Source organism: Polynucleobacter sp. (genome assembly GCF_030693775.1).
Lineage (GTDB): Bacteria > Pseudomonadota > Gammaproteobacteria > Burkholderiales > Burkholderiaceae > Polynucleobacter.
Genome location: NZ_JAUXZY010000004.1, coordinates 161365 through 177849, shown reverse-complemented (window position 1 = coordinate 177849; position 16485 = coordinate 161365). Strand labels below are relative to the sequence as shown.

Here is a 16485-nt window from a genome sequence, read left to right as displayed (position 1 = left end):
TTTTATTGCAGAATATTCTTCAAGTCGTGCGCCAAGACCTCCGGTCCTTGCGCATGCTTGATGTAAAGCCGTAACTGACCATTTTGATCAAATACGTAACTTCCCGCTGTATGGTCGATGGTGTATGAGCCCGGCTTGGATCCAGGTACTTTTTTGTAATAGATCCGAAAGCCCTTCGTTACTTTCTCAAGGCCGGCCTCGTCTGCAGGACGAAGTCCAACAAAGCGTGGATTAAATGCGGGCACGTACTGCGCTAGTACGCTTGCCGTATCGCGCTCAGGATCTACTGTGACAAAAATGACCTGTACCTTATCCGCTTTTGGCCCAAGTAATTTGAGCGCCTCCTCCATCTCCGTTAAGGTAGTGGGGCAAACATCGGGGCATTGTGTAAAACCAAAAAATAGTACGACTACTTTGCCTTTGTAATCGGCCATGGTTTTTGTATTGCCATTGGTATCGAGCAAGCTAAAGTTGTTACCAAAGGCAGTACTGCCTGTGATATCGACGTTCTTAAAGCTTGGCTTTGGGCTACATCCAAGAACGCCAACAATCAGAAGGGATAACAAGAACAGTCCCAATATCCTGATTGGGGCCAGCCTCAGAATGGGGCGCACATTCAAACTAAACATAATGGTCTATCAGTAGAACAGCAAACAGCAGGGATAGGTAGGTGATGGAATACCGAAAGGTCTTCTTCGCCAGTTGATCGCTATACGACATATACAAGGCAATTGCATAGGCTAAGAAGATCAGACCCAAAATAATTGCACCGATCAAATAGAGCAAACCACTCATGCCATAAATGTAGGGCAATAAAGTGGCTGCGATCAAAATCAAGGTGTAGAGCAAAATGTTCAGCAAGGTAAAGCGCTCGCCGTGCGTTACCGGCAGCATCGGGAGTCCAGACTTTTCATAATCCTCACGGCGATACAAGGCAAGCGCCCAAAAGTGCGGGGGAGTCCAGGCAAAAATAATTAAGACCAAGAGCCACGCCTCAGCGGATAGCGAGTTTGTGACTGCAACCCAACCCAATGCGGGCGGCATCGCCCCAGAGAGGCCGCCAATGACGATGTTTTGTGGTGTTGCCGGCTTTAACAACCAGGTATAAATCACTGCGTATCCCACAAAGGTGGCAAAGGTCAGCCACATCGTTAGTGGGTTCGTGAAATACCACAGCACCACCATCCCAATGCCGCCAATGATGATCGAGAAAATAATAATGTGGGAGGATGAAATTTCACCGGTTGCCGATGGTCGCCACGCAGTACGACGCATCTTGGCATCCACTGCTTGCTCAATCAAACAGTTGACCGCAAAAGCAGCGCTGGCCAACATCCAGATGCCAATGGTTCCCCCAATGAGTATCGAGAGCGGCACCATGCCTGGCGTAGCCAAGAACATGCCGATGATGGCGCAAAAAACAGCTAGCATCGTGACCCGCGGCTTTGTCAAGACCACGTATTGACGCCACTTCGGCATCGGTCTCACCGCAGATCCAACGGCATTAGGTTGAGTACTCATGCGATTCGCCCAGGGCTAACTAAAGTCGGCGTCCATGAAGCCCATGCCGACATCCGGACCAGGCACAAGACCAGGGCAGCCGCGCCTGCGGTGTGCAATAAGGCAGCTACCAGGGGCCACTGAAAGACGACATTGGATATACCGGTGAGTACTTGCAATACCAGCAAGGCAACAACTGCTATTGCCCAGCGACGTAATGTGGGATGAGCCTCTCCAGCAGCGCGCCATGCATGCCACGCAAAATAACCCAATACCAGCATCACAGCTATAGCAAACACCCGGTGTGTCCAGTGAATCGTCTGCAGTGCAATTGTTGAGATCGCACCCCCCTGGGCATCCAGTCCTAGCTGACGCCATAAGGTAAATGCATTGCTCCAATCTGTCTCGGGCCTAAAGCTACCCATGCAGGTTGGAAAATCCGGGCATGCCAACACAGCATAATTCGTGCTAACCCAAGCCCCCAAAAATACTTGCCAAAACAAGATCCCAAAACTAATCGCAAGGAACTTACCAGATAGCATGGGCTTATAAGCGCAGGCAGCGCTCTCCTGCCAAGGCTGCTGTGCATACCAGGTGAGGAGGGCCAATAAGATTAAAGCGAGCATTAAATGAATCGATACGATGATGGGTTGTAATTTTAACGTCACTGTCCATGCGCCAAACGCGCCTTGCAAGCAGACCAATACCAACAAACCAAGGCTGCCGATGACGGCTTTTGTGCCCAAGGCTTTTACTTTGACAATCGCTAGGCCAACTTGCAGCACAATCAATGCACCGACGGTCATCGCTAAATAGCGGTGCAGCATTTCAATCCAGGCTTTGACTTCGGTTACTGGACCATCTGGCATGGCCGCCTCCGCCAAACGAATCTGCTCCATTGCGCGAAATGGATTTGAGGTGCCATAACATCCTGGCCAGTCTGGACAGCCGAGGCCAGAGTCGCTTAGGCGGGTAAAGGCGCCGAAGACGATTAGGTCAAATGTCAGAAAGACAATAGTCCAATTGAGCCGCTGAAATAAATTGAGGCTTGGGCGCGAGAATAGATACGCGAGCGGTATACCAGCGAAGACAATCGCGATTGCAGCTAATTCCAGAAAGAGAATTGCGCTATCGCTCATTGAATCTTTTCACCTGCCTGGTTTACTTTGAGCAACTTCTCCAGATCCTTACGCATTCCGGCAAATTCTTTCGGATCCGATGTAACAGCAAACTGCATCATCTTTTCCCCAAACGGATTGAGGAGTTGAATGTCCTTGCCGCCTTGTCTCGCATTGAGCCAATTGGTCCACTGTTCTTTTTCTGCGGCAGCGGTAGGCGCATTCACAATAAAAAATCCGGCCGTCTGCTCATCGTATGCCCGCCTGACTTGCGGATCGACTGGCATGCCATCGGTTACCACCCAAACCAATTGCGTACGTGGACTTTGCTTACCAAGTGCAACGCGTACCTGACGCATTAAAAACAAGGCTTGCAAACATGCTTCATTTTGACTGACGCAGTCAGCAGCAGGACGTGCAACGAGCAGCGTCCACTTTCCTTCTAGGGGCAGATTAAACCAGGCTGATTGGGCCTGCTCTGGAGGCGTAACTAAGCGACCGTAATTGGTTTTGCCGCCTTCTGGCTTTAATACATAAAACGTAAAGTAGGAGGCAATCACCGGCAGAGCGCATGCAAACAAGAGCAACAGCATTTGAATGCGGCCACGGCGAGTTTGTGCGTTTGGTATCGGCGCCTCATGTTGCGCCGCCGGTATCAACAGCTCTTTATCTTCCACTATCGTTCTACCTTTTTGTTGTTTGGCGAATTCGCAGCAAGCCATGAATCAGCCAAAATAAGAAGGCACTCAGTGCGAGTGCAAACCACTGGAATGCATAAGCATAATGGCGTTCGACGCCGCTTGCTGCTGCGGTCCAATTACGCATTAAGCCATCGTTTTCGGAATCACTCATTTGCTTCAATACGAAGGGGATTTGTTGCCACCGATGGCGCTCCGCCTCCTTCGTTAGATCCAGATTTTGCTGTATCCGTACCGGCCCATTGCCACTCATTCCACCATCCCCCAGCTCAAAAACGCGGTCGGGCTGGGCAATGCCAATTCCTTCGATACGCAACTCGCCGCTGGGGGTATTGATCGGTGGCAGTGCTAAGCGGTCTTCTCGATTACGGGGGGCCCAGCCGCGCTGAACCCAAATGACAGTGTTCTCCATACCAGCTACCTGAAACGGCATCAGCACATAGAATCCGGACTGACCTGAGCCCGCTTTGGATGGCGTGACGCCTGGCTGTGGACGGTTATCCAACCAAATCGCCTGATCGGCTAAAAACGAACCCTCTACAACTAAACGCCGACTATCGGCCTCGGCCAAAGTCCATTGGGGTTTTGTATTGAGATTGAGCGGCGGCAGCGCAATCTGGGATGCGAGCTTTTCTGCTTTGTCGATTTTTCCAGCAGCTCGGCTCATCTGCCAAAGGCCTGCGCCAATTCCGATCGACATCACCACGACCATAGCGATGGTCGGAATGATGCGATTGCGGAGCAAGCTAGAAAGAATATTCAATGGTAGGATTCGCTTATGAAATGGATCATGCCTGCTGCCCTTTTACTGATTATTGCGAGCCTTGGCTCGGCTTTGTATTACATGATGAAAGACAAAGGCAATAGCTCTCGGATGGTTCATTCACTCATGCTGCGCATCGGCCTATCCATTGCTCTTTTCTTGGGCATTTGGCTTGCTTATTCCTTAGGCTATATCCAGCCCACCGGAATCAAAATCGGCCAATAAACTTGGCCGATTTGATCGTTGATTGAACTTGCCATTACTGGCTAGTTCATCCTACCCTTACATCCAGTAGATAACGACGTAGAGTCCAAGCCAAACGACGTCAACAAAGTGCCAATACCAGGATGCACCTTCAAAGGCAAAGTGGTTGTCTGCTGTAAAGTCACCGCGAATCGCTCTGCGCAAAACTACAGCCAACATCAATGCGCCTAAGAAGACGTGAAATCCATGGAATCCAGTCAACATAAAAAAGGTTGAGCCGTAAACGCCGGATGTTAGTTTTAGATTTAGGTCACGGTAGGCATGAATGTACTCGTATACCTGGAAGCCCAAGAAGATCGCGCCCAAAAATACGGTTGCTGCGAGGCCCCATACAGCATGCTTTTGGTTGTTCTCACGAATAGCATGGTGAGCCCAGGTTACCGTGACGCCAGAAGTCAACAAAAGCAAGGTGTTAATGGTTGGGATCGGCCATGGGCCAATAGTTGAAAACTGCTCTACCAAGCCGGCAGGGCCATCGTTCGGCCACACTGCTGTAAAGGTAGGCCAGAGTAATTTGCTTTCAATATCGCCAAGCCAAGGCATGGAGATGCTGCGCGCATAAAACAGTGCAGAGAAGAAGGCCGCAAAAAACATAATCTCCGAGAAAATAAACCAGCTCATTGACCAGCGATAGGACACATCCACGTTAATGCTGTTTTGACCTGAGTTGGACTCCGAGATGGCATCACCAAACCACTTGTAGAGCACGAATAAAACATAAACCACGCTGGCAATCGTTAGAGGGGCGCCCCATGAATAGCCGTTCACCCAGCCAGTCATGCCGCTTCCAAAACCCAATAGGCCAATGCTAGCCATCACGGGGTGTCTGGATAAACCAGGAACGAAATAGTATGGGGTTGAATTAGACGACATTGTGCTCTCTCTATTTACTCAAAATTAGTATTAACTTGATACAACCATTTTTACAATCAACAACAAGGCAGCCATAAAAACAACTGCCCCCAAAATTCCAGCAAGGATGATGTGCACAAAACTCAAACTGGCTGCATCATCCTGTAAACCCGACTGCTTACGTACTCCTAAAAATCCCCACATCACCGCCTTCATCGATTGCAGAAAACTGCTTTGCTTTTTCATAAGGCCGTCTTCACCGCTTGCGGCGTACTTGATCCAGCTGGCTTTATACCTACACCAAGCTCAAAAAAAGTATAAGACAAGGTAATTGTTTTGACGTCTTTAGGTAAATTGGGATCAATCACAAAAACCACCGGCATATCGCGCATCTGGTGGGGATTGAGGGTTTGCTGCTGAAAACAGAAACACTCGAGCTTCGTAAAGAATTCGGTAGCGGCCTTAGGCGCATAACTTGGTATGGCCTGCGCATCCACTGGACGATTCAGATTATTGGAAACCTTGTAGACAATCTCCGCCATTTCGCCAGGGTGTACTTCGAGGTAATTCTTCATCGGCTTAAACGAAAATGGGCCACGGCTATTGGAGTCAAATTCAATCGTGACCGTACGTGAATAGTCGACCTGGCTATTTTCTGGCTTGGTTGCGCCATGAGCACGCACACCGTAGTTGTTTTTATTGGTCACGACATTGATGCCAGTGACTTCACACAGCGCTTTATAGAGTGGCACTAAAGCATAGCCAAAACCAAACATCAATACAGAAGCCAGCAACAGCTTCAACAAAATTTGGCGATTGATGGTTTTGATATTGGCCATAATTTTTTAGGCTTTAGCCCAACATCACCCGTTTCATCACAATGCCCATAAAGAAAACAAAGGCGACGCTGAGCATAATCAGACCCAAGCGGCGGTTACGCGCTGCCTGAGCTGATTTGTACATGTCCTTAGTTTCCTGGGTCACAGTGTGAATTAGCTAACCCGAGGAGGTGTTTCAAAAGTATGGTGCGGTGCTGGCGAAGGCACAGTCCACTCCAAACCCTTAGCGCCATCCCATGGGCTAGCTGATGCTTTGATGCCGTGACCACGGTAGGCAGGCATTACGACAAACAAGAGGAAATAAACCTGCATCAATCCAAAGCCGAGACCACCAATCGATGCAATCATATTGAAGTCAGCAAACTGCGTTGGGTAATCAGCGTAACGGCGTGGCATACCTGCTAATCCCAAGAAGTGCATTGGGAAGAAGGTGAGGTTGAAGAAAATCATCGAACCCCAGAAATGCACTTTGCCACGGAACTCGTCAGCCATGTAGCCAGTCCATTTTGGACACCAGTAATAGAAACCAGCGAACATCGCAAAGAGGGAGCCAGCAACCAAGACGTAATGGAAGTGGGCTACAACATAGTAGGTATCTTGTACACCGATATCAATTGGGGCAATGGCCAAAATCAGGCCTGTAAAGCCGCCCATCGTAAATACGAAGATGAAGCCAACTGACCACAACATCGGAGTCTCGAATGTCATCGAGCCTCTCCACATGGTTGCAACCCAGTTAAAGATCTTGACGCCGGTAGGAACCGCAATCAGCATGGTTGCATACATGAAGAACAACTGACCGGTTACTGGCATGCCCGTAGCGAACATGTGGTGTGCCCATACGATGAAGGACAAAATCGCAATCGACGCAGTAGCGTAGACCATTGAGCTGTAACCGAATAAAGTCTTTCTGGAGAACGCAGGAATCACTTCACTAATAATTCCGAACGCTGGAAGAATCATGATGTAGACCTCTGGGTGACCAAAGAACCAGAAAATATGCTGGTACATCACTGGATCACCACCGCCAACAGCGGAGAAGAATGAAGTACCAAAGTGGCGATCGGTTAGAACCATCGTAATCGCGCCCGCCAACACTGGCATTACTGCGATTAACAAGTAGGCTGTGATCAACCATGTCCATGCAAACATGGGCATCTTCATCAGAGTCATACCAGGCGCGCGCATGTTCAAGATGGTCACGATGATGTTAATCGAGCCCATGATGGAAGAAGCGCCGAGCAAGTGAAGGGCGAAAATCGCCATGTCCATGCCGGGGCCCATCTGCAAGGTTAGCGGAGCATACATCGTCCAGCCGCCGGATGGCGCGCCACCGGGAGCTAAAAATGAACCAAACAATAAGGTCGCTGCGACGGGCAAAATCCAAAAGCTAAAGTTATTCATCCGCGCAAAGGCCATGTCGGATGCTCCAATCTGCAAGGGAATCATCCAGTTTGCAAAACCAACAAAGGCCGGCATGATCGCGCCGAACACCATCACCAGGCCATGCATGGTGGTTAACTGATTAAAGAACTCGGGGCGCAGGTATTGCAAGCCAGGCTGAAACAATTCCAAACGAATACCAAGGGCCATGACACCGCCAGCCAACAAGCTGATAAAGGAGAAGATGAGGTACATCGTTCCAATGTCTTTGTGATTGGTTGCAAACAACCACCGACGCCATCCATGTGGCATGTCATGCGCATGGTCATGCGCGTGATCGTGTGCTGTATCGTGGGTAGTAGAGACTGTGCTCATGAGTTGCTCCGAGATGATTTTTTAATTAAGTTGTTATTTAGTCCGTGCTGCCATGAGGTCAGGCGTTTGATACACATCGCCTGTTTTATTGCCCCATGCATTCCGTGTATAGGTAATTACTGCTGCAATGTCGCCGTCTGAAATCACGCCGCCCCACTTTGGCATAGCGCCTTTACCGTTGAGCATGATTTGGAAGTTAGCTTCTTTAGGCCCTAAGACAACTTTGCTGCCGTCCAAGGCAGGGAATGAGCCAGCACCCTTTCCATTTGGTTGATGGCATGCTGCGCAGTTCGCTGCATATACTTTTGCGCCGCGCTCCATTTGCTCAGCCAAGGTATAGACCTTACTTGGATCATCTGCCAATGCGGCCATTTCTTTTTTCTTTTCTTCTACCCACTTGGTGTAATCCTCATCGGATACAACACGGACAACGATGGGCATAAAGGCGTGTTGAGCGCCGCAGAGCTCGGAACATTGGCCACGATAGGTGCCGATTTTTTCTGCCTTAAACCAAGTGTCGCGTACGAATCCAGGGATAGCATCTTGTTTAACGCCAAATGCAGGTACCGCCCACGCATGAATAACGTCGTTGGCTGTGGTAATCATGCGAATCTTTTTATTGACCGGCACCACCATTTCGTTATCGACTTCCATCAAATACGTATTTGATTTTGGCGCTAAGTTATTGATGGACTCGCGCGAAGTAGATAAGGTGGATAAAAAGCTGATCCCTTCGCCTTCACCCTTGATGTAGTCGTATCCCCATTTCCACTGATAGCCAGTAGTCTTAATGGTGATGTCGGCGTTAGTGGTGTCTTTCATCGCCACCACGGTTTTGGTTGCTGGCAATGCCATACCAATCACGATGAGGAGTGGAATGACTGTCCAGATCACTTCTACTGTGGTGCTTTCATGAAAGGAAGCAGACTTAGCACCCTTCGATTTGCGGTGTTTGAAAATGGAGTAGAACATCACTCCAAACACACCTATGAAAATCACCGTACAGATAACAAGCATCATCCAATGCAGCCAATGAATTTCGGCCATGATTTTGGTTGCTGCGACAGGGAAATTGAGTTGATTTACTGCGGGTCCGCCTGGCATATCTTGATTCGCAAATACCGTTCCGGTACTAATTGAGGCAAGGGTTAAGAGCAGTGCTCTCACGGCTTTTCCAAGTAAATTCATCTTTATCTCTATTAATAATCGTAATTTTTAAATGCATCACCACGCATAAATAAGGCAAAAGCAAGCTGGCTTTACATATTGATGCGTAATTATAGGGTTTCTTATCTTAATCAACAATTTAGATATGCGCTGAGGGGGTTCAATAGTGGTATTACTTAATAATAAAGTAAGTGCTTACTCTTATTAAAGATCTCATCCATTCTTACGTTTAATTTGATCGGGTGAAATAAAGGCGAATGCGTCCTTTGTTGCAGACAGGTGTTTACCCACCACCCAAGCATGTCCATACACCACTTCAAGCGTCATTTTTTGCGGTAATTTTGCGGTTTTGTCTGCAGAAATTGCCTGCACTTGCTGCGCCGACAGGAGTCCAAGAGCAAGGGCATCCTGCAGATAAAGGGCATCGGATTCGTATTCTAGGTAGAGGTATTCCATGTCCATGACCGGATCAGAGAATCGGCTTTCCACCAGCGCGTCTCCCAAGTCGTGCATATCCAATGCTCCAGGGAGAGCTGCTAATGCAGGCCCATCTATGGCATTGCATTGCATGGCACGCAACTCTTTACCGGTATCGGGGCCAAGATAGCTGAAGGAAAAGAGACCGCCCTCGCGCAAGACCCGCCATGCCTCCTGAACGACCCATTTAGGCTGATCTAGGGTGTGGATCCATAAATTACTAAACACCATATCTTGCGATTGATCTGGAAGAGCAAGTCCACCCTCACGGATGGCTGGAAAGTGCGATAGGCCATTAGCAATAAAGCTGCACGTTCGAGCCAACTTCATTTTTGTCATATCGGCCCAACTGAGATCTGACTCAGGAATGCTTGAGAGTGCCGCTTTTGGGAATCGTTTGGCCAAGCGGTTTGCGTGCACTCCAGGCGCATCCGGAATGATCAATAGCGAGCGCGGCTGATGTTTGAGCAGCTCGAGCTTTTGCATCATGCGCAAGGCAATATCGTCTTTAAGCCATCTTAATGATCGGGTCATGCGCTCAGTATACTCAGCGCCCCATGCATTTTTTACGCACTCTCTTTCAGCATTTATTGCCCACCGCATGCATCGTGTGCACCCGCCATCAAACAGAAATGCTGTGCCATGCTTGCTTCGCTTTTCTAGAAAGCCAATCGCTCTTTCATTACCCCTGCTGCATCTGCTGCGGGGTTGATCTTGATGACTGCAGCACCGAAGAAAACCAATGCAAGGCCTGTCTACTGCATGCACCGGCATTTGATCGAACGCATTGCCTTGATCGCTACGATGGTGTCTTGCAGGATGCAATGCATCAGCTTAAATACCAGCGGCGCCTCGCGATTGCCGATGCCCTTGCCTTTGGCTGGAACCGCTTGGCACTTCCGCATCTGAATACCTCAGAAGCAGCGGTGTTATTGCCTGTGCCGCTCAGCATCCAAAAACTCAATCAGCGCGGCTTTAACCAATCCTGGGAAATAGCCAGGCGCATTCGATTACCGCCCTCAATTGAGCCGCTTGCGAATGCCTTGGGGCGACACCACTCGGACGCAAATCAAGTGGAGAACAATCGCCTCGATCGACAGACTGCACTACGTCATGCGTTTTACATTCACCCAGAGGCACTACCGAAAATACACAATAAATCGATCATCGTATTTGATGACGTCATGACTACCGGCTCAACCCTGCAGGAGATCGCCACCTTACTGAAGGATAATGGTGCACGTTCCGTTGTCAATTGGGTTGTATTGCGCACCTTAAGGCCCCAAACGCAGATCGATTTAAGGAATCCATAGCGATGTTTAATGTTGTTTTATTCGAACCGGAAATTCCCCCCAACACGGGCAATATCATTCGCTTGTGTGCCAACACCGGAGCAACGCTACACCTCATCGAGCCCTTGGGCTTTCCACTGGAAGATACCAAATTGCGCAGGGCTGGCCTTGACTATCATGAATTCGCCAGCCTCCTGGTCTATAAAAACTGGGCTGATTTTTTAGACAAAACCAAGCCAGATCCAAAGCACTTATTTGCACTCACAACCAAAGGTAAGGCCAGCTTTGCACAGGCGCGCTTTACTAAAAACGACTATTTTGTTTTTGGTTCAGAAACCAAAGGGATCAGTGACGAAGTACGCAATGCCATCCCGAAGCAAAACCGGGTTCGACTACCGATGCGAGAAAACAGCCGTAGTCTTAACTTATCGAACAGCGTTGCTATCTTGGTATATGAGGCCTGGCGACAAAATGGCTTTGCGGGCGGCGCCTAAAGACCTAACTCAATGCTCTGGTTTTGGCTCGCGGCCCATCAGTTTTTGTACCGCCTGGTGCGCGGTAATGTGACCCGAGAGAACGTCGCACATATTACTAGTAATCGGCATATCCACATTGAGGCGCTTAGCTAAATCAGCTACTGCAGCTGCGCACAAAACGCCCTCTGCGACATGACCTAAATTATTCAATACGGTTTGTAGAGATTGTCCTGCAGCCAGCAATAAACCGACACGGCGATTGCGTGATAAATCACCCGTTGCGGTCAAAATAAGATCGCCCACCCCAGTCAATCCCATGCAGGTCTCGGGCTTTCCACCAGCAGCCTTCACCAGCCGCATCATTTCTGCAAGGCCTCGTGTTAATACTGCAGCGCGTGCATTGAGACCTAAGCCGAGGCCATCACCAATACCAGCGGCAATTGCCATAATATTTTTTACAGCCCCGCCAAGCTCCACGCCAATCAAATCATCACTGGCATAAATGCGCATATTGCCATGATGAAAGGCGGCTTGAACGGCTTGACGCAATGCGGGTGATTTGCTGGCCACCGTTAACGCACATGGCAAACCACGCGCTACTTCATTGGCAAAACTCGGGCCTGATAAAACACCGACTGCGTGTGCAAGACCGCGGCCGTGTTTGGCTAACTCGCGTTCAACTACTTGATGTGGCAGGAGCGCCGTAATCGGCTCTAAGCCTTTACACAACCAAACGATATTCAGGGGGTGCTCTGCTTGCTGTAAAACACAAGCAATGGTCTCGGACAGACCAGACATCGGCGTAGCAATCACCAGCAAATCGCTTGGGCGCAAGAGCTTTAATGTACGGTTTAAATCAGACTCCACCTGCAATGCAGTTGGCAGGGCAATGTCCGGAAGGTAACGTTGATTCTGATGCTCCACCTGCATTGCTGTTGCTTGCTCAGCACTACGAGCCCAAAGCCTGACTGAGCCTGGTGGCAAATGCTGCGCTGCCTGCGCTGCCATGGCTGTGCCCCATGCACCCGCCCCGAGTAGTGTCACATTCATCGTACGTGACTCGTCCAGAGTTTAGTTGGGCAAAATGATTTTGCTTTCCTGAGTTGATTCCTTGCCATCGCCTCCAGCAGAGCCTTGAGCCTGCAATAAGCGCTGCTGATATAGGCTGTGGAAATTAATTTCACTCAGGTGAATCGGCTGAAAGCCAGCACGACTGATGATATCGGCCACATTGGAACGCAAATAGGGGAACAAAATGGTGGGGCAAGTCACGCCGAGCATGGGATCAACCTGCTCTGGTGGAATGAGAACAAAGTGAAAAATACCAGCTTGCTTTGCTTCAACCAAGAACAGCACCTTGCTATCGACACGCGCAGTCAAGGTTGCAATCAAGGCAACCTCAAAAATACCTTCTGCCAATGGGTCCACGGCAATATCAATCTCCATCTGAATCTGCGGCTCCTCTTGAACCAACAAAATAGCAGGGGCATTGGGCTGCTCAAGCGATAGATCCTTGAGGTAAATCCGTTGAATATTGAAGCTTGGCTCTAGTGCTTCGCCGGCTCCGTCTTTTGGGGATGCTGTTTGCTCGCTCATACAGGACTTTCTCGTTAAAAAATTAGGTCGGGTCGGCCAATAAGGCGTCTAACTTACCCGCACGATCAAGGGCAGCCAAGTCGTCATAGCCGCCGACATGGTGATCGCCAATGTAAATTTGTGGGACCGTACGACGTCCAGTTCGAGTCATCATGACCTCGCGCTGCGCAGGATCGGCATCAATCAGAATTTTTTCCAATTGCGCTACGCCTTTTTTCTGCAATAGCTTTTCGGCCATCACACAGTAAGGGCAAACGCGGGTGCTGTACATGAGAACGGAGGGCATCACTTAGCCTTTAGCCAATGGGAGTCCAGCCGTGGTCCATGCCTGCACACCGCCATCGAGGTTTTTTACCTCTGCAAATCCAGCAGACTGAAGGGCCTTAATCGGTCCACGTGAGGCGACGTTACTTTGGCAAACCACAATCACGGGTAATTTGCGGTCCAGTTTGAGTTTGTCGATCCCGGAGGCAATTTGATCCTCCGCAATTCGCTTTGCATTAGGCAAGTGGCCAGCCTGAAAATCTGCCTCTGGGCGCATATCTACAATTTGCGCTTTTTTCCGATTGATCCACATGGTGGCCTCGGTTGGCGACAGTCCACCCCCCATAATTAGCGTTGATAATGTAGGCAGAAACAGCGCTACGCCCGTAACTAATAGGAGCGCAATAAGCGCCATATTTTCGATTTGCATTAGAAAGTTCATCTTTAGATTATAGAATGGCTCTATGAAACAACTTGTCCTTATCCGCCATGGCGAATCTGCCTGGAACCTTGAAAACCGCTTTACCGGCTGGGCCGATGTCGATTTAACCCAAAAAGGCATTGATCAAGCCATCGCAGCAGGCAAAAGCCTGAAAAAAGCGGGATATGAGTTTGATATTGCATACACCTCGGTTTTGCGTCGTGCCATCCGCACGCTTTGGTACATTCAAGATGAAATGAACCTGATGTGGATTCCAGTGGTGCACAGCTGGCGCTTAAACGAGCGGCATTACGGCGCCCTGACCGGCTTAAATAAGGCCGAAACCGCAGCTAAGTACGGCGATGAGCAAGTGCATATTTGGCGTCGCTCCTTTGATGTTCGCCCGCCCTTGCTGGACACGAGCGATGAGCGTAACAGCCACGGTGATCGCCGCTACACCAAGCTAGAACAGGGTGATATTCCCTTGGGTGAGTGCCTGAAAGATACGATTGATCGGGTAATGCCCCTGTGGAACGAGTCCATTGCACCTGCGCTTAAGCTAGGCAAACGGGTTGTCTTAGTTGCCCACGGCAATAGCATCCGTTCATTGATTAAATACCTGGACGGAATCTCCGAAACCGACATCATGGAGGTCAATGTGCCCAACGGGAAACCCCTGGTGTATGAATTGGACGAAGATTTAAAGCCGAAACAGCATTTTTACCTAGACTAGAGCAAAATAGGCAGCATACTTAATCCAGTACCAAAACACACCCGATCGCCCACATGCGCCATTTATTTAAAAGCCTTGCTCTTGTTTCCGTTGGCCTTATCGCCGGCGTTGCCGCAACGATCCAATTTTCTGCAACAGCGCAACAAGGCGCCACGACGCTACCGCTGGATGAACTACGTACATTATCGAATGTGTTTTCTCAAATCAAGCGGGAGTATGTTGAGCCAATCGAAGATAAGCAATTATTGACCGATGCCGTGAAAGGCATGGTCAGTAGTTTGGACCCACATTCTTCGTATTTGGATAAGAAAGACTTTTCAGAAATGCAAGAGCAGACCGCAGGTAAGTTTGCCGGTCTTGGTATTGAAATTACCTCCGAAGATGGTTTAGTAAAAGTGCTTAATCCAATTGAAGACAGTCCTGCTGCTCGTGCTGGCCTTCAAGCGGGTGACTTAATAACAAGGCTTGACGACAAGCCTGTTCGCGGCATGTCATTGGACAAAGCAGTGCGTACCATGCGCGGTAAACCAGGAACAAAAATTACGCTGACCATTTTTAGAAAAAGTGAAGAGCGTAGTTTTCCAGTGACGATCACCCGCGCTGAAATCAAAGTGCAGTCGATCAAAACTAAAATTGTCGATCAGGATATTGCGTGGGTTCGGATTACCAGTTTTCAAGAACGCACCGTCCCTGACTTAGCAAAGAAGCTCAGCGAAATTGCGGAGAAAAATCCCAATCTCAAAGGGCTTATCTTGGATTTGCGGAACAACGGCGGCGGCCTACTGCAAGGGGCTGTTGGAGTTGCGGCGGCATTTCTGCCAGCCAATGCCGTGATTGTTTCAACCAAGGGACAGGCGCCTGATTCCACGCAGATCTTCAATGCAACGCCTGCGATGTATCGCCTCAGCGAAGCAGGTGATCCACTGGCATCAGTGCCTCCATTGTTTAAAAAGATCCCGATGGTGGTTTTGGTTAACGCATTCTCCGCCTCTGCCTCGGAGATCGTTGCTGGAGCACTCCAAGATTACAAGCGCGCCACCATTATTGGTAAGACCACCTTCGGTAAAGGCTCGGTGCAAACCGTTCGCCCTCTATCAAATGACTCTGCTCTCAAGATTACAACGGCCTACTACTACACACCCAAAGGTCGATCGATTCAGGCTTTCGGTATTAAGCCTGATATCGCAGTAGATCAAAATAAAGATGGCGATCCGGATGACGTATTAATCACGCGTGAAATTGACAGTGAGAAACACCTGCGCAATAAGCAGTCATCGGAAGAAAAATTAATCTTGGATCGTCAAAAACGCCGGATTGAAGAATTGCAGCGCATTGAAGAAAAGAATGCCAGCAAGACTCCAGAAGAGCGTGAAAAAGACAAGTCCAAAAAGCCCGTTGAATTAGGCGGTCCGGACGACTTCATGCTGCAGCAAGCGGTTGCTTTCATCGACGGCAAAGAAGTACAGCGTTCAGCCTCCAAGCTCGAATAATCGAAGTCCATGAACGACGAGCAGTTACTGCGCTACTCCAGGCACTTACTGCTGGATGAAATTGACCTAGCGGGACAAGAAAAACTACTCAAGTCCCACGTCCTAGTCATTGGGGCTGGCGGTTTAGGCTCCGCTGCCGCGCCCTACTTGGCAGCAGCCGGTATTGGCACCATCACCCTCATGGACTTTGATGCCGTTGAATTAACCAATCTGCAGCGCCAAATCATGCACACGCAAAATAGCGTTGGTAGCAGTAAGGTGGATTCGGGTAAGCGTTTTCTTGAGGCCCTAAATCCAACTGTTCGCGTTACCGCGCTGCAAGAGCGCGCCACTGCCAAGAACCTAGAGGCGCTTTTGCCCACCATCGATGTGGTTTTAGATTGCACCGACAACTTTGCTACCCGTCAGTTAATTAATTCGGCCTGCGCCCAGCATCGTGTGGCCCTAGTGTCTGGTTCGGCACTGCGCCTTGATGGCCAACTGAGCGTATTTGATGTGAAACACCCAAACTCACCTTGCTATGCCTGTATTTTTTCGCCTGACGAAGTCCCAGAAGAAATCAATTGCGCCACCATGGGTGTTTTTTCGCCTTTGGTTGGGATTATCGGGACGATGCAGGCTGCGCAAGCTCTGCAAGTGCTGATTGGTTTTGGCAGTCCCTTGATCGGACGCTTGTTGTTGTGGAATGCGCGCAATACTCAAATTGAAACCATTCAAATTAGCCGCAATCCGGACTGCTCCGTCTGCAGCCAACGTCACCCAGCATAAATCAATTCG

General features: G+C 49.4%; 22 protein-coding genes. 6 read left to right on the top strand and 16 right to left on the bottom strand.

From position 1 onward, the window contains the following. Window positions 1–2: 2 nt before the first annotated feature. From Q8M75_RS03685 to Q8M75_RS03665, 5 genes are read right to left on the bottom strand one after another with little or no spacing between them, the layout of a single operon-like run. On the bottom strand, window positions 3–629 hold the full coding sequence (locus tag Q8M75_RS03685) for an SCO family protein (RefSeq protein ID WP_305486300.1): 627 nt from the start codon (window positions 627–629) through the stop codon (window positions 3–5). After that, window positions 622–1521, bottom strand: coding sequence for a heme o synthase (gene cyoE / locus Q8M75_RS03680; RefSeq protein WP_305486298.1), 900 nt, complete (start codon window positions 1519–1521; stop codon window positions 622–624). The genes Q8M75_RS03685 and cyoE overlap by 8 nt, the downstream gene beginning before the upstream one ends. Beyond that, on the bottom strand, window positions 1518–2639 hold the full coding sequence (locus Q8M75_RS03675; RefSeq protein WP_305486296.1) for a heme A synthase: 1122 nt from the start codon (window positions 2637–2639) through the stop codon (window positions 1518–1520). The genes cyoE and Q8M75_RS03675 overlap by 4 nt, the downstream gene beginning before the upstream one ends. Beyond that, entirely contained in the window at window positions 2636–3295 is a 660-nt protein-coding gene (locus Q8M75_RS03670; protein ID WP_305486293.1) for a hypothetical protein, read from the bottom strand. Before Q8M75_RS03670 ends, Q8M75_RS03675 begins: the two co-directional genes overlap by 4 nt. A gap of 7 nt (window positions 3296–3302) precedes the next feature. Further along, window positions 3303–4079, bottom strand: coding sequence for an SURF1 family protein (locus tag Q8M75_RS03665; protein WP_305486291.1), 777 nt, complete (start codon window positions 4077–4079; stop codon window positions 3303–3305). A gap of 15 nt (window positions 4080–4094) precedes the next feature. On the opposite strand from Q8M75_RS03665, the gene Q8M75_RS03660 reads away from it, so the two are divergent. Then, window positions 4095–4304 carry a twin transmembrane helix small protein gene (locus Q8M75_RS03660; RefSeq protein WP_108469815.1) on the top strand — a complete coding sequence of 70 codons (210 nt, stop codon included), beginning with the start codon at window positions 4095–4097 and terminating at the stop codon, window positions 4302–4304. 57 nt (window positions 4305–4361) lie between these two features. On the opposite strand, the gene Q8M75_RS03655 is transcribed toward Q8M75_RS03660, so the two are convergent. From Q8M75_RS03655 to Q8M75_RS03625, 7 genes are all read right to left on the bottom strand, one after another. Next, window positions 4362–5216, bottom strand: a complete 855-nt coding sequence (locus tag Q8M75_RS03655) for a cytochrome c oxidase subunit 3 (RefSeq protein WP_305486289.1) — start codon at window positions 5214–5216, stop codon at window positions 4362–4364. Window positions 5217–5246: 30 nt separating this feature from the next. Beyond that, window positions 5247–5441, bottom strand: coding sequence for a DUF2970 domain-containing protein (locus Q8M75_RS03650; RefSeq protein ID WP_305486287.1), 195 nt, complete (start codon window positions 5439–5441; stop codon window positions 5247–5249). Continuing rightward, window positions 5438–6034: a cytochrome c oxidase assembly protein gene (locus Q8M75_RS03645; RefSeq protein WP_305486286.1), complete on the bottom strand. Its 597-nt coding sequence runs from the start codon at window positions 6032–6034 to the stop codon at window positions 5438–5440. The genes Q8M75_RS03650 and Q8M75_RS03645 overlap by 4 nt, the downstream gene beginning before the upstream one ends. Before the next feature lie 13 nt (window positions 6035–6047). Next, a complete protein-coding gene (locus Q8M75_RS03640) occupies window positions 6048–6158 on the bottom strand; it encodes a cytochrome oxidase small assembly protein (protein ID WP_234408098.1) in 111 nt (36 codons plus the stop codon). Window positions 6159–6187: 29 nt separating this feature from the next. Beyond that, entirely contained in the window at window positions 6188–7792 is a 1605-nt protein-coding gene (ctaD, locus tag Q8M75_RS03635) for a cytochrome c oxidase subunit I (RefSeq protein WP_305486282.1), read from the bottom strand. 33 nt (window positions 7793–7825) lie between these two features. Further along, complete coding sequence (gene coxB / locus Q8M75_RS03630; RefSeq protein WP_305486280.1) at window positions 7826–8980, bottom strand: cytochrome c oxidase subunit II; 1155 nt, start codon at window positions 8978–8980, stop codon at window positions 7826–7828. A 192-nt stretch (window positions 8981–9172) separates the two neighbouring features. Continuing rightward, on the bottom strand, window positions 9173–9970 hold the full coding sequence (locus Q8M75_RS03625) for a class I SAM-dependent methyltransferase (protein WP_305486278.1): 798 nt from the start codon (window positions 9968–9970) through the stop codon (window positions 9173–9175). 23 nt (window positions 9971–9993) lie between these two features. Here Q8M75_RS03625 and Q8M75_RS03620 point away from each other — a divergent pair, with 23 nt between their 5' ends. Further along, window positions 9994–10749, top strand: a complete 756-nt coding sequence (locus tag Q8M75_RS03620; protein WP_305486275.1) for a ComF family protein — start codon at window positions 9994–9996, stop codon at window positions 10747–10749. 2 nt (window positions 10750–10751) lie between these two features. Beyond that, entirely contained in the window at window positions 10752–11222 is a 471-nt protein-coding gene (gene trmL / locus Q8M75_RS03615) for a tRNA (uridine(34)/cytosine(34)/5-carboxymethylaminomethyluridine(34)-2'-O)-methyltransferase TrmL (RefSeq protein WP_305486273.1), read from the top strand. A gap of 9 nt (window positions 11223–11231) precedes the next feature. Here the strand turns inward: trmL and Q8M75_RS03610 are convergent, their stop codons facing one another. From Q8M75_RS03610 to Q8M75_RS03595, 4 genes are read right to left on the bottom strand one after another with little or no spacing between them, the layout of a single operon-like run. Continuing rightward, a complete protein-coding gene (locus Q8M75_RS03610) occupies window positions 11232–12254 on the bottom strand; it encodes an NAD(P)H-dependent glycerol-3-phosphate dehydrogenase (protein WP_305486270.1) in 1023 nt (340 codons plus the stop codon). Window positions 12255–12275: 21 nt separating this feature from the next. After that, window positions 12276–12800: a protein-export chaperone SecB gene (secB, locus tag Q8M75_RS03605; protein ID WP_305486268.1), complete on the bottom strand. Its 525-nt coding sequence runs from the start codon at window positions 12798–12800 to the stop codon at window positions 12276–12278. Between the two features lie 22 nt (window positions 12801–12822). Then, complete coding sequence (grxC, locus tag Q8M75_RS03600; protein WP_305486265.1) at window positions 12823–13086, bottom strand: glutaredoxin 3; 264 nt, start codon at window positions 13084–13086, stop codon at window positions 12823–12825. Between the two features lie 3 nt (window positions 13087–13089). Beyond that, window positions 13090–13506, bottom strand: coding sequence for a rhodanese-like domain-containing protein (locus Q8M75_RS03595; RefSeq protein ID WP_305486263.1), 417 nt, complete (start codon window positions 13504–13506; stop codon window positions 13090–13092). A 22-nt stretch (window positions 13507–13528) separates the two neighbouring features. Here Q8M75_RS03595 and gpmA point away from each other — a divergent pair, with 22 nt between their 5' ends. Genes gpmA through Q8M75_RS03580 form a run of 3 tightly spaced genes read left to right on the top strand, consistent with a single transcriptional unit; the run spans window position 13529 to window position 16476 of the window. Beyond that, the gene (gpmA, locus tag Q8M75_RS03590) at window positions 13529–14218 is read left to right on the top strand and encodes a 2,3-diphosphoglycerate-dependent phosphoglycerate mutase (protein WP_305486262.1); all 690 of its coding nucleotides are present in this window, start codon (window positions 13529–13531) and stop codon (window positions 14216–14218) included. Window positions 14219–14271: 53 nt separating this feature from the next. Then, window positions 14272–15708 carry a S41 family peptidase gene (locus Q8M75_RS03585; RefSeq protein ID WP_305486260.1) on the top strand — a complete coding sequence of 479 codons (1437 nt, stop codon included), beginning with the start codon at window positions 14272–14274 and terminating at the stop codon, window positions 15706–15708. A 9-nt stretch (window positions 15709–15717) separates the two neighbouring features. Then, window positions 15718–16476 (top strand): HesA/MoeB/ThiF family protein, encoded by a 759-nt coding sequence (locus Q8M75_RS03580; protein ID WP_305486259.1) that lies wholly within the window; start codon window positions 15718–15720, stop codon window positions 16474–16476. Window positions 16477–16485: the final 9 nt, after the last annotated feature.